The organism is Adhaeretor mobilis (assembly GCF_007741515.1).
In the GTDB taxonomy this organism is placed as follows: Bacteria; Planctomycetota; Planctomycetia; order Pirellulales; family Lacipirellulaceae; genus Adhaeretor; species Adhaeretor mobilis.
Genome location: NZ_CP036263.1, coordinates 1,892,706 through 1,908,428, shown reverse-complemented (window position 1 = coordinate 1,908,428; position 15,723 = coordinate 1,892,706). Strand labels below are relative to the sequence as shown.

Below are 15,723 nucleotides of genomic sequence, written 5' to 3'. Positions count from 1 at the left end.
GTGGGCAACTCACTCCACTTGATACACCGCCGCATCACGATCACCCCGCGCAACAAGGTACGCACAAAGCTCAAGAATCTCTTCCTCAGTCAGCCGGTCCAGCAGCCCAGCGGGCATGAGCGAGACTTTCGACTTTGCCCGCTCTTCAATCTCTTCCTTTGCGAGCTTTATGGGCTCGCAGCTCACCAGCGGATCGATCACTACTGTGACATCTTCGTCGGATTCCTCAGTGACGAAACCCACTATGGTCTTGCCAGTGTCCATGAAGAACTCGCTGGTCTGGTACTGCTCGTTGATCGTATTAGAGGGCTGGAGGATTGCTTGCAGAATGTCTGAGGGCTTGAGTTTGGGGTCGAGTTTGGTCAGATCGGGTGCAAAGCGGCTGTTGTCTTTCGCTCCAGGGGCTTGCTGGGGGTCGTGGCAGGTTATGCAGTTGGCCCGTTGGAATAGCCGGAGCCCGCGGTCGAAGTTGCGCCCCTCGGCCAGCTGGTCGAGGCTCGGCTTGAGTTCCTCGAAGGTCCAATTCTTGAGCGGGCGATCGTTCTTCAAGAGAGCATCCCTGGCTTTGAGACGGTGCTCGGCAGCATAGGCCTTGGGGTTGGCTGCATATTGACTCACATCATTCACTACGTACAAGGCGCCGAACATGCGTCGCCAATGCCCGGGGTAGGTGCACACATAGGGATACACACCCGTGCTCCTGGGTGCCCGAAATTCGATGACCTGCTTTTCGCCGGGCTGCAACAAACGGCTGGCAGCCAGCACTCTCCTCCCCCTGGGTACAAATCCATTGGCAACCATTGCCGGATCGCTAGCCTCCGACTCCACCTTCATGCCAAGCTTTTCCAACTGTCCCGGTTGGATTAACACAAAGTTGTGCGGCATGTTATCCGTGTTGGTGAAAATCAATTGCACCGCACTGCCTGCTTGTACGGCCAGCTGGCTTTCATCGTAAATCATGCGATGTGGCACGGTACCCAAGTGCAACACGGCAACACCGAAGCCCTCAAGCGTAGCCTGCGCTCCTGCTCGCTGCTCGTCGGGTAGCTGAGAAGCTAGGCGGCTGGCAAATTTTAATTCCGCTTGCAGATCGGCCGAACTCCGTTCGGTTGCAGTTGCCGATGTCGCGCGAGCAATCGTGGCGGCAACCATTCGAATGCTATGCGCAGGCTGCCAGTGCTTCCTGGCAACTTTGCTCAGTGCGTCAACTGCTTCGCTGCGGTACAGATTTGCGTCTACGAGGCCAAGCAGGTCTTCCAGCTTCTCTGGCTCATGTCCTGGAATATGTGCCATCGCAGCCACAGCTCGCGGCGCAACATCTGCGAGACTAGCTTCGTGCGTATCGGCATTGAGTGATAACATTATCGATCGCACACGATGGTAGAACAAACCTCGCGTTGCGGCTTCCGGAATTTGGGCGACGGAATCCAATAAATCGCTCATCCCTTTGCTCGTCGAACCGGCCAACTGCCACACACGGTCTGGCGAGCTATCAATCCTCGCCAATGCAGCAAGGGCAGCCTGCCGGACAATGCGGCTCTTGGCATTCGCGGCAAGGCTCAGGAATTTGTCCTCGGAACTCGCCAAAGCGTCCTTATCAATATCCTGCAACAAAGCAACAAGTGTTCTAACGATCTCTTCACCTAGGGAGTCCGCCTCTTGCACGAGATCAATCAACACCTGAGCGGACTCCTGTTTGCGAAGCTTCGCTAGCTTCTTGAGCGTGCTCAAACGCAGGCGGTCTGTTGTCTCAGGAAACTTGATGACGCCGACCAGATAGGGATCAGGCTGAGCCAGTTCGAGCAACTCCTCAGGACTAGTGCACCTCAGCAAGTAGGCAAGCCCCGCTGGATTGTCAGCACAAATCACTTCGCCACTGGCGAGTGCATTCTTCCAAATGGGCTCGAGAGTCTGAGTTGTTTCCTTGATCGCGAAATCTAGAAACTCACCCGTAGGAAACTTGGCCGCCACCAGGGCCATTTCCGCCGCCTGCAGGGAATCGATGTCGCTACAGGTCAGCACGCCGGCCAGTCGCACGCGGGGATGCTCGTCTTGCACGAGCTTACCAATCAGTGTATCTGCGTCGGCGATTTGCTCCCGCCAAGCTCGCAACACGTGCCCTGCTGCGGCGCGTACGTGGTAATCCTTAGATTCCAACAGTTTGCGCAGCAACGATTCGTTGATTAAGTGATGGTGCTGATGCACCCACAGTGCTTCTAGCATGTGATGCTCGTAGTCCGGATCGCTTGGATCGAGCTCTTCCAGCCAACGTTCGCAAGCCTGTTGCACTTCCTGCCGCGGGCGACTGCTCAGTTCAATCTTCGCACGGTATCGCACGCTGTTATCGCGTTCTTGGAGTAAATCGAGCAACGCCTCGACTGACTCGCCAACGATACTCTGACTCTTGAGCAATTCACGGTCGCTGGCTTTGATTCGGTACACGCGCCCGTGGCGATGATCGCGACTCGAGTCCCGCAAGTTATGTTGTAAGTGGCCGATAAGGGGGTTCTGCCAATCGAGCACATACAGCGCGCCGTCGCTGCCCACTTCTAAATCAACAGGACGAAAGTTGGGATCGCTCGACATGATTAGAGGCTCAATTTCTTCGGCTTTCAGCCCTGCCCCTTCTTCGTTCAACCGATACTGCAACACGCCCTGATCGCCAATCACGTTGCACACGAGCAACGTATCGCGATACTTCTCAGGGAATTGTTCGCTGGAAAGAATTGCCGTCGCCGCGCAGGGTCGAGTGCGTTGCCTGTAAACCGTGGGGCCGCGTCTGTGCTTGGCGGGATAAACAGTGCGGCCAGAGATCGTGGGCCCGAAGTACGGAACCGCCCCGGTGCCGTCGTGGATGATGTCGTCGCCCCAATAATCAAACACGTGCCCATGGGGATTGGCAAAACCATGGTCGGCATGTGCCTCAAAAGCTTTGCTGACAGGATCGTAGCGAAACACGCCTGCATTGGTAACGCGAACCGGCGGTCCATGGGGCGTCTCCGCCTGTGTGTGGTGGAACAAGCCTTCCTGAAAATAGAGTCCGCCGCCTGGGCCGATGACAAAACTGTTCACCGAATGATGCGTGTCCGCGGAGTCGATTCCACCAATCACCCGTTGCCGGATATCGGCCACATCGTCGCCGTCGGTATCTTTAAAGAACCAGATATCCGGCACCTGAGCTACATAAACGCCTCCGTTGTAGAACTCAAACCCGGTGGGATTATGCAGCCCGTCAGCAAAGACTTTGCACTTGTCTGCACGACCGTCGTGGTCAGTATCTTCAAGGATGAGCAGCTTGTCATTCATTTCATCGCCGGGCCGCCAATGGGGATAGCTGGGCCAAGCCGACACCCAGAGCCGGCCTTTCGTATCTACCGACGCTTGTACCGGATTCTGCAATTCAGGGAATTGCTCCTCCGAGGCAAACAGATTGACTTCTAGTCCCTCGGGCAAAGTCATCTCGCTGATCGCTTCTTCCCCGCCAAGAAACGGATAAGTGCCGTCAGACAACGGGCCGGGGCGATTCGTGGCCACCGGAATCTGTGGCGGTGCGTTGGAATCGTTGACCCTGTAGCTCAAGCCTTGGGCGACGGCCCAAATTTGCTGGTCGCGATTAGCCGTCATCACGTCCAAAACTTCCATCTCGCGTAGCATGACGGGCTCGTTTTTCGGCGTCCACTGACTACCGCCCATGCCTTTCCGTCCCCCAAAGATGGAAAAGCCGTCGGTCGCGCGATATCTCTGGAACCAATAATGGTTCTTCTCTTGGATTGCCTGACGGATTTCATTGATCTGCACATCGGCATCAAGAGCGTGCTCGCCAAACATAGCGTCAGCCGCTGCTTGAGCAATCGCGTGATTGCCCTGTTCGTTGAGATGCACTCCGTTGATCGTTAGCGGCTCGGGCGATTCTTCGTAGGCCTTGAGCGACGGGTGGAATAAGTCAATAAACGGCACCTCATTTTGCTTTGCAACTTCCGCCATCGCGTTGCTGTACGCCAGCAATCGGCGATTCATTTCATTAGCCGCCGGTAGCAACTGGTCGGCCAAGTCCTCGTAGGCAATCGGCGAGAACAACACGAGCCGGCGAGCAGTGGCATCGTTACTCGGATTTCTTGTCTGCTTGATGAAGCTGGTCAAGTCTTTCTTAAAAGCCTCTATCCCGGCTTCGTCGCGGAATGATTCGTTGTAACCAAAGAATGCGAACACAACCGACGCCTCGGTTCGCTTCAGCCAATCCTCCGGACTGCCAAACCCGGCCGAGCGCCCACGAATGGTAAGTTCGTCGCCTGTGAATCCCAAATTGCGGAAGACCAACTCGTCCTTAGGAAATCGCATTTGGAAGTGCGCCTCCATCCATCCATCATGCTGCATACGATCCGCCATCCCATTGCCGAGAATGGCAATCCGGTCACCCTTGTGAAACTCAAAGGCAGTGCCATTAGCGGCTTGTGCTTGAATAGTTGCAGAGCCGCTACCGATTAGATTGGCTCCCAGCAGAGTGAGAACAATGGCAAACGTCTGGAGAGTTCGATGCATACCTGGCTCGAGGGGCAGATTCGACAAAAGAAATGCCTTCACCCGGACAACGGTCACAGAAGGCTGACAATACTGTTCTAGTCGATGGCAGGCTGATTTTCCAGTTCTCTCGCACGGGACAGGCATTTCTTGCAACTCGGCTGGGTCAACGAACGCTTTCGAACGACGCCGTGCGGACGATTGAGAGCAATAGAACGGCATGAGCCGAGCTGCTAGAATGTGGGCGTACTACTTGACCAACCAAACCTCTACACAATCGCACACAGCAATGGCAGCCACCAAGGGTCGAATCAAGCAATCCATCGCCTACTGGTGTTTCAACACAGCAGGCGATCAGTGGGATGTCGAGAAAACCTGCGAGGTGGCCAATCAGCTTGGTTGCCCTTCGGTAGAACTCGTTGAACCCAGCGACTGGCCCATCCTCAAGAAACACGGCCTCGTATCCGCCCTGTCTTTGATCGGCATGGAGGGCGCCCCATTCGTGAAGGGTTACAACAACCCGATCTATCATGAAGAGCTAACCGCGCGCACAACCCAAGCAATCGACGAACACGCCGCCGCTGGTTTTCCGAATGTAATCGCCTTCACAGGTTTCGAATATCGCGATGCGGAGGACCCGACGAGCGAAAAACTTTCCCGCGAAGAAGGTGCCGACAATTGCGTACAGGGCCTCAAGGAACTGGCCGACTACGCAGCCAAGCAGGGCGTCACGATTTGCCTGGAGCATCTCAACACGCGAGACGACTCGCACCCCATGAAAGGTCATCCTGGCTACCAAGGCGACGATCTAGACTATGTGGCTTCGATCATCCGCCGCGTTGATTCGCCCGGCTTGAAACTGCTGTTCGACGTCTATCATGTGCAAATCATGCATGGCGATATTCTCCGTCGCCTGGAAGAAAACAAAGATATCCTCGGCCACATCCACGCAGCCGGCTGCCCTGGCCGCGCCGAAATCGATGCTACACAGGAAGTCAACTACCCGGCCGTCATGCACAAACTCCTGGAACTCGGCTACGACGGTTACGTCGGCCAAGAGTACTTGCCCACCCGCGATCCCTTCGAAGGCCTCAAGGAGGCAGTTCAGCTATGCGACGTTTGAATTCGAATTCTACCAAAATGATCTACTCCATTGTCGCAATACTCGTGGCGTTTGGAGGGATCTCTCTCGGTGCGGCCGATGCGGCTTTCGCCACGCAACACGAAGCTTCTGAGCAGTACGTTGTCTACGAGCCGGCTCAAGATAGCGGCATCGGGAAGCACGTGATACTACTCACCGGAGATGAGGAGTATCGCAGCGAAGAGGGACTTGTGCAGTTGGCAAAGATACTAACTTTCCGCCACGGATTTCGCACAACCGTGCTGTTTGCCATCGATCCGACTGACGGCACGATCAACCCCAAGGTGAGCAACACACTTCCTGGGGCTGAGCTACTCAGCACAGCCGATGCGTTGGTCATCGGGCTGCGATTCCGAAAATACCCTGACGCGATCATGAAGCATTTCGAGGCAGCGATTCACAGGGGCATTCCCATTGTGGCGGTTCGCACTAGCACGCATGCCTTCAACTTCGGCAAGAATTCGAAGTCCAACTTCGCTCGTTATTCCCACAACAGTAAGGAATGGCCCGGGGGCTTCGGGCGGCAGGTGCTCGGCGAAACGTGGGCCGGTCACTTGGGCAAGAATCACAAAGAGGCCACGCGAGCGGTCCCCGTGGAAAGCGAACTGAGCAACCCACTACTGCGCGGAGTAGGCAAAGTTTTCGCTTACAGTGGTGCTTACGAGGCGAACCCCATGGATGGCTCAACGATTCTCATGTTCGGCGAAGTTCTTGCCGGCATGGAGCCCGACTCGCCGTTGGAAGCCAACGGAAAGAACGAACCCCTGCAACCGGTTGTTTGGTCGCGTACTCACGACAATCCGGACGGCACGAACAATCGCGTGCTTTGCACAACGATGGGCGCCGCCACCGATTTGCTCGACGAAAGCTTCCGCCGCCTGCTCGTGAACGGCGTGTATTGGGGACTGGAAATCGAAGTACCTGAAAAGGCAAATGTGCGCGTCGTCGGCAAGTACGAGCCCACTGACTATGGCTTCGACGGTTTCCGCAAAGGCGTGAAGCCTAGCGATCTAACATTCAATGCCATAGAGGCTACTCAGGATGAATAACGCTCGTATCGCGAGATTTAGCAGGCAATCAAAATTTTCCTCTCAGCCTCGCTATTTCTGGCCCTGCTATTGGGACTGCCTACAGCTTCTGCCGATCAACCACCGAACATCCCCACACAGTGAACTAATACTGTCGTCGTCATGGCGGACGACGTGGGTATTGGCGACCCAGAGTGCTACAACCCCGGGTCGAAAATCCCCACGCCTAACATCGATGCCATAGCCGCAGCCGGCATACGATTCACTGATGCGCACTCTCCTTCAGCCGTGTGCTCGCCTATAAGTTACGGAGCTTGACCAAATTCGTGAGAGCGGGCAGAGTCGAGTTGTTCGGCAGAAGTTAACTACCTGCGGGGTAAGCTTGTGGACCCAGTATCCAACGGGTAGTACAAAGTTTTATGATCCGTGTGGCAAGACGCTCATCGAACAGAATCCTCTTGCAGCCGCGATCTTTTGTTCTAGATGTGGGACTAGTCTGTAGAACGATGACTCCTGCCTATCTCTAAGACTGGGCGGCGATCGGGTAGCACTGACACTCATTAGTTGTATAAGGAATGCCACGAGAAGATGGGTGTGTTGCTGCTGTGCGGCTCATCGACTGGGTGAGCTCCACCGCGTGAAGCCATGTATGCTTCACCAAAGTCACGAACTGGCCGCAATGCCACCTAAGACTCAGGAAGATAGTGAGCTTGCCGTGCCCATGACGGCCGAACGAATGACTGGTAGCTAACAGCGTGTTGCGCTACACGCCGTCTGCTTAAGCAAGCACTAGCCAAGCGTATGGTTAGAGTGGTCCTGCGAGCCACCCCAGCGCCATCCGATCAATCGGCCAAGAATCGTTGCAGAAATCGACCGAAACGATTCATGCCGACAACTTCGAGAACTCATTTTGATGAGCTTGCACCCGTCAAAACTTGAAGTCGGCGGTGATTCTCTCTGCCAAGTCGCATTCAAGCGAATTATTGCCTTTTCTTATTTTGCAGCTCTGCGGCAACCTCTTCCGATTGCCTCATGACTCTCAGGACGTTGCCACCAAGAATTTTGTGAATTTGCTCTTCATCATAGCCGCGATCAAGCAGGGCTTGAGTAATCAATGGGAAGCAACTCACGTCTTCTAGCTGTTTGGGGACCACAGGAACACCGTCGTAGTCCGAACCTATTCCCACGTGATCGATGCCAGCGACTTCGACGATGTGCACTAGGTGATCGATCACGTCGTGAATGGTGCCGGGTGTTATCGGGCGGCGGTTTTCCCAGATACGCATTTTCGCATCGACTTGGTTGGAGTCCTCGACTACTTTTTGTAGTTCCTTGCGGTAGGCGCTACGCTCGACATCACGAGCGGCGGACGTGGGTTCAATGAACGACGAATAGAAGTTGACCATCACGACCCCGTTGTTTTCAGAGACCAGTTTGAGGACATCATCAGGAACATTGCGAGGATGGTCGGCTACTGCGCGGGCCGAAGAGTGGGAAAAAATGACGGGGGCTTTGGTGACTCGCAATGCGTGCTTCATCGTCGCTGGGGAGACGTGAGACAGGTCGACGAGCATTCCCAGACGATTCATTTCTGCGACAATCTCTTCACCGAATCGAGTGAGACCGTTGGATTCAGGATCGTCGGTTGCGGAGTCCGCCCAGGGGACGTTGTCTGAATGCGTGAGGGTCATATAACGGGCGCCACGCTCGTACAATTGTTGTAGCACGTTCAACGAGTTCTCGATGGAATGGCCCCCTTCGACGCCGATCAACGAGGCTATCTTTCCCTCGGCTTGTATGCGCAGGATGTCGTCGACTGTGTAGGCCAGTTCGAAGGCTTGGGGGTAACGCTCGACCATGGCTTCCACCATGTCGATCTGCTCCAAGGTCATAAGCAGAGCCTTGCCCTCACCGGCTGTTCTAGCGGGAACATAGACCGACCAGAACTGAGCACCCATGCCCCCTTCGCGCAAGCGAGGAATATCCGTGTGCAGGCCTGGCTGACGTTTTGCTAAGTCGAGTTTGTCGAAAGTAATCGATCCCTTTTTGCGCAACTCCCAAGGCAAATCGTTATGACCATCGATGAGAATTGCCGTGGAATGGATTCGTTTGGCCGCTTCAGTGAGAACGACCGGCTTTCTGGATTCTTCGGCAGCTAGGACGGTCTCTTCAGCGATGATTGTTGCCTGGCCGTAAAAGAGGATTACGCAGGAAACGGCAGTAGAGAAACGCTGCGACTGAAAATGTCTCTTCATTTCCATCTCACGAAAGGGGTGCTGTTTATACGATTCTTTCGACCAACGCACGCTGGGAGACCGGCACGTCACTGAAGGTGCAGATTTGCACCTTAGCCTGGCTGAACGGGTCGAGCGCCTCGCGTGTACCCAAAGAAGCAAGTACGCAATGCTGGTGCTCGGAGAGACTCTGTACGAGCGTTTGGTGTCGCTCGTTCAGCCCAAATCGATGCCAAGCCGCCGGTTTGACAATCATGGCCACTAGCACTTGTTCTGCCGCAGCGGCTTGCTGGAGGATAGTCTCGTTGTCGACTTGGCTGCTCTCAGGGCCAAGCTCGAAATAGCTCAGACTCGGAAACTGCGTTCTCAATGCACCGGCCAGTGCTTGCTCTGGATCGTCGAGGCTGGTGGTAAACGGTTTGAGGAGCACGGCCAACAAACTCTTGTCAGGGTTCAGCGGCAGCAGAGTCTTATCATTCCTGACGAGTGTCACTGCTTGCGAAGCATAGTCTGCAGCGAGTTGTTCTGCCTGGCTCTCACCGCGATCTGTTGGTGTTCCTTGTGCAGCGATTGCCGGTTTAGCAAAAATGCGTTCTTTCAGCTGCCAGACAACTTCAAACGCTTCCTCCACACGTGTAGTCGTGAGCCGGCCGTCGCCTACCGCTTGTACGAGTGCATCAAGCGTGTCCTTGGGATCAGCCACGTCGAGCAAAATGTCAACGCCCGCAGTGAGAGCGTCAATCGCCAGGGAGCCCTCGTCTGTGGATTGTTGTTTGACGCCTTCCATGAGCAGGCTGTCTGAAATGATAGCCCCAGCAAAGCCCATCTCTTTGCGCAAAAGGTCGGTGAGAATTGGCTGAGAAAGCGTTGCCGGTCGCCCGCTATCATCAAGCTGTGGATACTGCACATGTGCGGTCATGATGAGGCTGACCTCTTGCCGAATTGCCGCCTTGAATGGCACCAGTTCGCACGCATGTAATTCTTCCGCAGACTTATCAACAACGGGCAGGTCGCTATGCGAATCGTCTTGTGTATCACCGTGACCAGGGAAATGTTTGGCAGCCGAGAGTAGCCCAGCTGCCTGCGTACTTTCGACGAAGGCGCTGACAAGTTCTGCAGCGCGGGCCGGAGTAGTACCATAGGCTCGGGTGGCGATGATCGGGTTGCGTGGCTCGGAGTTTACATCCGCCACGGGAGAGAAGGTGATGTGTATGCCGTTGGCGAGTGCCATCTTGGCCGTGACCTCAGCGAATTCTCGAACCGCTTGTACGGCTTGGTCGCCCATCGCTTCAAACGCCATGGCGTGAGGAAATACTACGTGCCCCAGCAACTGCTGCCCCACGCCGCGCTCGATATCAGAGCCAACGAGCAAAGGTATCTCGCTGAGCGATTGCAAACGGTCGAGTGTTTGGGCAGTTTCTCCCCGGCGCCCGTTGAAGAGTATCAGCCCGCCAACGGGGCACTCCTTGAGCAGGTTCTCAATACGGGCGGCATCGTCTCCGACGGTGCGAACTGGGGAAAGATTAGAACCGATCCGCACAAACATCAATTGTGCAAGTTTCTCTCGCAGTTCTGTTGGTCGCTTCTTAAGCTTCGCGTCCGTCATTCGGTAGTCGCTTTCTGGGACATTTCAGTTGAGGTTCTTTCACCGAGGCAAAACTCGTAGCGATTGAAGGTGCGGTCTACGGTGGCTCCAACTTGGTTGGCATACAATCCGGTGGGACTTACCCAAGGAATGATCGCGCGGGCGTGACCTTGCGATTGCAAGTCGTGCAAGCAACAACGCAATAGGATTTTACCGATGCCAAGCCCACGAAACTCTGGGTGAGTGCCCATCGGACCAAACCAGCCAGTGCCTCGATTGTTGCCGTCGTAGGCGGAAAAGCCAACCACCTGGTTGCCTTTCAGTGCAATATGTACGGCACGTGGATCGCATGACATGGCGGTAGCTACCTCAGCATTCCACGTGGGCCAGTAGGTTTTAAGCAACTTCTCCAGTGATTCTCTGTCGTTTGCATCGGCGCGTCGGATAGCCAACCCGTTTGCACCGAGAGCGCTGTCGGAGATGTCCGTAGTGAAGTCTCGACCGGCAAGCGGAGCTGTCAGATTGGTCGCCTCACCGATCTTGGTATAACCGAGTGACTCGAAAAACTTTGCTGCACAGTCATAACGTGTGTCCACACCGGGAACTAAGTAGTTGGGGGCCGATTCTCCCACGCGAATGGTTTCGGCCCCTCTGCGAACTAGCGCTCCGTGCAGCTTGAGGACAATCTCCTGCCCCACTCCTTGCCGACGGAACTCAGGAGCGACGCCCAGCAGTTTCATGTAACCCCGGCGTTCGGCGGAAAGTTGCCTCACCACAGCATGGGCTATCGCGACCGGAGCATCTCCATTTAAAGCAAGGAGCGACAATTCTTCATCGAAGTCGTAGTCCCCCCAAACTTTCTCCCGCATGAGTTGCTCGGTAAGCGGATCGTACGGAGCACAGCGATTCCAAAGTTCGAGTAGCTCGGGAGTGTCCCTGGGATGAAGTGGAGAGAAACGGATCACGCAGCCTGCTCCGCATCTTCTCGTCGCCCGAACGAGGCATCAACTGTTATGAACCAACACGCAACAAAGCTGGGGATCGTACAGAGCATGACCCAGAGAAAGAAATGTTGATAGCCGAGCCGTTCCTGAATCCAGCCTGCAGCCATTCCGGGCAACATCATCCCCAGAGCCATAAAGCCGGTGCAAAGTGCGTAGTGGGCCGTCTCGTGCTTGCCCTTAGAAATGTATAGCGAGAAGAGCATGTACGCCGTGAAGCCGAAACCGTAGCCGAACTGCTCAAGGACTACCGCCAGATTGACAGCGGCAAGACTCTCCGGTTGTGCGTACGCTAAGAAAACGTAGACGACATTGGGCAAATTGATTGCGAAAGCCATTCCCCAGAGCCAGAATCGCAAGCCCTTCTGCGCAGCTGCCAGCCCCCCGAGGATTCCACCAAGCGTAAGCATGGCGATGCCGACGGTTCCGTAGACGACACCAACTTCAGTGGTTCCGAGTTCTAGTCCGCCAAGTGATCGCTTATCAAGTAAAAAGGGCGACGCCATTTTTGCCAGCTGGGCCTCTGCAAACCGGTATAGTAGCAGGAAGGCGAGAATTGAAATGATCTCCTTCTTGCGGAAGAAGGCGGCGAAAGTCTCCAGAGACTCTGAAAGGAAGTCGCCCCCTTCAGTTGTTCTTCTCGGCTGGTCTAACGCAGGCTTTGGCAAACTGACCCCATGGTACGCAGCCAAAGCAAGAAAGAAGCCGGCTGCTATGTAAAAAGTCATCGCCCAAGCAGACGCGATGCCGAGTGGTCCTTCGAGATTGCCGGCAAGAATAACCAACAAGCCTTGGCCGGTGATCATGGCCGCGCGGTAGAAAGTACTGCGAATGCCTACAAACCAAGTTTGGTCGTGCTCGGAGAGGCCCAGCATGTAGAATCCGTCTGCCGCAATGTCGTGCGTTGCCGAACTAAAGGCGAGCAGCCAAAGAAACACAAGCGAGTATTGCAAGAAGTTGTCACTGGGCAAAGTCAAGCCTACTCCTGCTAGACCTGCGCCGATGAGCAACTGCATTGACACGATCCACCAACGCTTGGTGCGCACGAGCTCGACTAACGGACTCCAGAAGGGTTTTATTACCCACGGCAGATAGAGCCAGCTTGTATAGAGCGCGATCTTGGTGTTTGAAATGCCAAGCTTCTTGAACATGATCACCGAAACGGTGACCACGATTACGTTGGGAATGCCCTCAGCAAAGTACAGGCTCGGCACCCAGTACCAAGGTTTGCCGCGGGAATCCGTGCCACCAGGTGGAACTTCACTTGGGGTCGTTGAGGTTGCTTCGGACAAGGGAGCCAAATTTCGCTGAGCTCTTGTGAGCTACGGAAAGGGAAAGTTCGTTGTTGAGTAGTCACTCTGCTGGCCGAGACGATCGACTGCGGAAAGGGCAACGCTCTCCAGCGAGTAGGTCACTCCGTGACGAGTAAGAGTCGTCGGAATTTGCGTGCTCTTTTCGTGCCCGGGAAGGACATCGATTTGCCAATGCTCGCCATACTTCGCAGCCAGAGCCCATTGCCAAGGCAGTTGCCCACCGTCGGACGAGAGACTGATAGCAGCAAGTTCGCCATCTTGTTTTACTGACACGACCGGCGTTGCCAGCGCCTCACTTGATGGGGCAAGCCACGGGCTGGCCGGCACAAGGGCCGGCTCGTGGTAGGGGCCCGCTTTCAACACGTCAGCGATACCACCGCTGTTGCGGGCAAGAGCTTTCATGCTGAAGTGGACGTTGCCGCTGGCGCCTTCTTGAGCGCGGGTTGCCCAAACCTGCGCGACAATTTCCTCGGCCGGCCAACGGGCGGAACCGCCTGCGAAAAGCTTGGACGTGTATTGCCCCGGCCAGAGGTGGCGTCCCTGCTCGTTCTGCTCGTGCCACCAATTCAGCAACCGCGGATACGACTGGCCGCTACTGTTCATTCGCCAATACAACTGCGGTGTGAGATAGTCGACGCTTCCCTCGCGAAACCATTTGAGCGAATCTGCGTACAGTTTCTCGTATGCATCGAACCCGACAACCGACTTTGGGTGCCCAGGTCTCCAAATGCCGAACGGGCTGATACCGTACTTCACCCACGGCTTCACTTTTTTGATTTCTTGCCCGACTTGGGCAATAAACTGATCGACATTCTGCCGCCGCCAATCATTTCGCGAGAGCTTCTCTCCCGCGGCCTGGGCTGCTTGCCAGCTGGCATCGTCGGGAAAATCGACCGGTTTGCCTTCTTTGTCGCTGATAGGATACGGGTAGAAATAGTCGTCGAAGTGAATTCCATCGACGTCGTAGCGGCGGACCACATCGAGAATCACCTCCAACGAGTGACGAGCCGCTGACTTGTCACCCGGATCGAGCCATAAGTGCTTGCCGTATTCCCGAACTGCCTCTGGTACCGTTTTACTAATGTGACTATCGGAGAGCTCGCTCTTGCCCGAGGGGTGCGAAGCCCGGTAGGGATTGAACCAGGCGTGCAATTCGATGCCCCGACGGTGACACTCCTCGATCGCCATCTCCAGCGGATCGTAGAAAGGCTCCGGCGCTTTGCCTTGCGTGCCTGTCAGATACTCTGACCACGGCTCCAATTCCGAGGCGTACAAAGCATCGCAGTGGGGTCGTACCTGAAACACGATAGCGTTCAAGTTTAACTCCGCAGCGCGTTCGATCAGCGAAAGGAGCTCCTCCTTTTGCTCACGCGTGCTGAGCCCCGGTTTCGAGGGCCAGTCGATGTTTGCGACGGTAGCAATCCAGGCGGCGCGGAATTCACGACGCGGTGCAGGAGTCTCAGATTTTGATTGCTGGCAGTACGCATTGTTTGCCAAAGCCGCAATCAATAGCAGTGAAGCAACTAGTTGCGATCCGGTTTGAGACATAAACGTTGGCTTGCTCGTCATGACGTGCTAGTTCTTGTAAGCGATTGACAGCCGATGACTCTTGGCCTTACTGCCGCGCAGATTGGGGATATCTAATTCCAAGGCGAATCATTGATCTCAGCACCATTGCGTGAGGCAATTGCCAGATAGACTTTGATCGCAATGTCATTGCTCATGAAGTGGACGCTTCCATCAACGGTACTGAAGTTGGCTCCACCAGGATGGAAGCTCCCGAAGGGAAGATCATTGTAGCTGATTATTTTCAGCTCCGCCGGTGCTTCTCCAGGGCGATCGTTTACTTTGTGGTCTTTATAGTAGCCAGCATTTGCGAACGAAGCATTCAGCGGAGTTGCGGCGCTCACGTTTTTCAACGCGGTCATGCACGTATCAGGGACTGGCTGATTTGCAGGGGTAGAATCCGTCCCTACCGGGACGAATGCTCCGGCCGTCCAAGCCCTGAGTTGATACCACCGCTCACCGATCAGCAAAGTCGAAGTCGTGCCATCCTCGACTTGCCGTAGTTGCACGCGGCTACCGGGGAAGAGCACCCCGTCCAAGTTGGCCTTTCCACACAGCGTATCCTCCTCACCAACAAACTGGTCCTGGACTTCTCGGCTGGCTGCTGATCCCGCGACTCCTGCGTAGTTGGCGGCGGCAAGGTCTATCCCGTTGCGATTATCCACACCCTCACCATCACTCGGGCAGCTAAAGAGTTCAACACGCACCTCGTTGACCTGCTCGAGATCATAAATATTTGGAGGCTGGTGTTGGGCATCGTCGCGACGGAATTGTTGCACCTGTCGGTCAATCGTGCCTAGCAGGGCGTTCTTCTCAACGTAGGGGAGTAAACTAACATGCCAGCTCAGGCCATTGCGTTGCTGCACGCGATTGATCGTAGAGCCAGGTGGCAACGCTCCACGAGCCGATTCGTAGGACAGGCATGCCAGCGATACATTCTTGAGGTTGTTCTGGCAACTCATGCGTCGCGATGCTTCACGAGCCGATTGCACTGCGCTCAGAAGTAGGCCCACTAACACGCCAATGATCGCAATGACGACCAGTAATTCGACCAGCGTAAAGCCGCTGCTTTTCACTATCGATTGCTTCCTGACTTGCATCACTTGGTTCTCCTGGAATGAATCCGTTGCGAGATGACCCTCTATGGGCACCTCCGCGCCAATAGCCGATTCTAGGTGAAGATGGAGAGTGGACACCTCGGGCTTGCGCAAACTCGTAGCGCTTTTGCGTACCGCTATCGTTGAACCGCTAGCGCAGTGCCGCTGGTCAGGCAACATACCTTCTTCCGCAAGTTGTTCACTTACCAATGCGTGCCTATGATGAATGAGAAACGTCCC

At 55.2% G+C, this 15,723-nt stretch carries 9 protein-coding genes and 1 pseudogene; 3 read left to right on the top strand and 7 right to left on the bottom strand.

The genetic code is table 11. The features are described from left to right. Positions 1-9: 9 nt before the first annotated feature. A complete protein-coding gene (locus tag HG15A2_RS07470) occupies positions 10-4,539 on the bottom strand; it encodes a PVC-type heme-binding CxxCH protein (RefSeq protein ID WP_218932393.1) in 4,530 nt (1,509 codons plus the stop codon). A gap of 268 nt (positions 4,540-4,807) precedes the next feature. Between HG15A2_RS07470 and HG15A2_RS07465 the strand changes: the two genes are divergently transcribed. The 3 genes and pseudogenes from HG15A2_RS07465 to HG15A2_RS07455 all read left to right on the top strand — a co-directional run. Then, on the top strand, positions 4,808-5,641 hold the full coding sequence (locus HG15A2_RS07465) for a TIM barrel protein (protein ID WP_218932392.1): 834 nt from the start codon (positions 4,808-4,810) through the stop codon (positions 5,639-5,641). A gap of 17 nt (positions 5,642-5,658) precedes the next feature. Further along, entirely contained in the window at positions 5,659-6,708 is a 1,050-nt protein-coding gene (locus tag HG15A2_RS07460) for a ThuA domain-containing protein (RefSeq protein WP_145059316.1), read from the top strand. 138 nt (positions 6,709-6,846) lie between these two features. Next, positions 6,847-7,005, top strand: a pseudogene (locus tag HG15A2_RS07455) (sulfatase-like hydrolase/transferase); the annotation flags it as partial. Between the two features lie 662 nt (positions 7,006-7,667). Here the strand turns inward: HG15A2_RS07455 and HG15A2_RS07450 are convergent. The 6 genes from HG15A2_RS07450 to HG15A2_RS07425 all read right to left on the bottom strand — a co-directional run bounded on the left by HG15A2_RS07450 (position 7,668) and on the right by HG15A2_RS07425 (position 15,486). Further along, complete coding sequence (locus tag HG15A2_RS07450; protein ID WP_145059312.1) at positions 7,668-8,942, bottom strand: dipeptidase; 1,275 nt, start codon at positions 8,940-8,942, stop codon at positions 7,668-7,670. Between the two features lie 25 nt (positions 8,943-8,967). Continuing rightward, entirely contained in the window at positions 8,968-10,527 is a 1,560-nt protein-coding gene (locus HG15A2_RS07445; RefSeq protein WP_145059310.1) for a glycoside hydrolase family 3 protein, read from the bottom strand. After that, positions 10,524-11,471 carry a GNAT family N-acetyltransferase gene (locus HG15A2_RS07440; RefSeq protein ID WP_145059309.1) on the bottom strand — a complete coding sequence of 316 codons (948 nt, stop codon included), beginning with the start codon at positions 11,469-11,471 and terminating at the stop codon, positions 10,524-10,526. Before HG15A2_RS07440 ends, HG15A2_RS07445 begins: the two co-directional genes overlap by 4 nt. Further along, positions 11,468-12,799, bottom strand: coding sequence for an MFS transporter (locus HG15A2_RS07435; RefSeq protein ID WP_218932391.1), 1,332 nt, complete (start codon positions 12,797-12,799; stop codon positions 11,468-11,470). Before HG15A2_RS07435 ends, HG15A2_RS07440 begins: the two co-directional genes overlap by 4 nt. Before the next feature lie 30 nt (positions 12,800-12,829). Further along, entirely contained in the window at positions 12,830-14,389 is a 1,560-nt protein-coding gene (locus HG15A2_RS07430; RefSeq protein ID WP_145059307.1) for a glycoside hydrolase family 10 protein, read from the bottom strand. 71 nt (positions 14,390-14,460) lie between these two features. Next, positions 14,461-15,486: a DUF1559 domain-containing protein gene (locus HG15A2_RS07425; RefSeq protein WP_218932390.1), complete on the bottom strand. Its 1,026-nt coding sequence runs from the start codon at positions 15,484-15,486 to the stop codon at positions 14,461-14,463. Positions 15,487-15,723 lie beyond the last annotated feature (237 nt).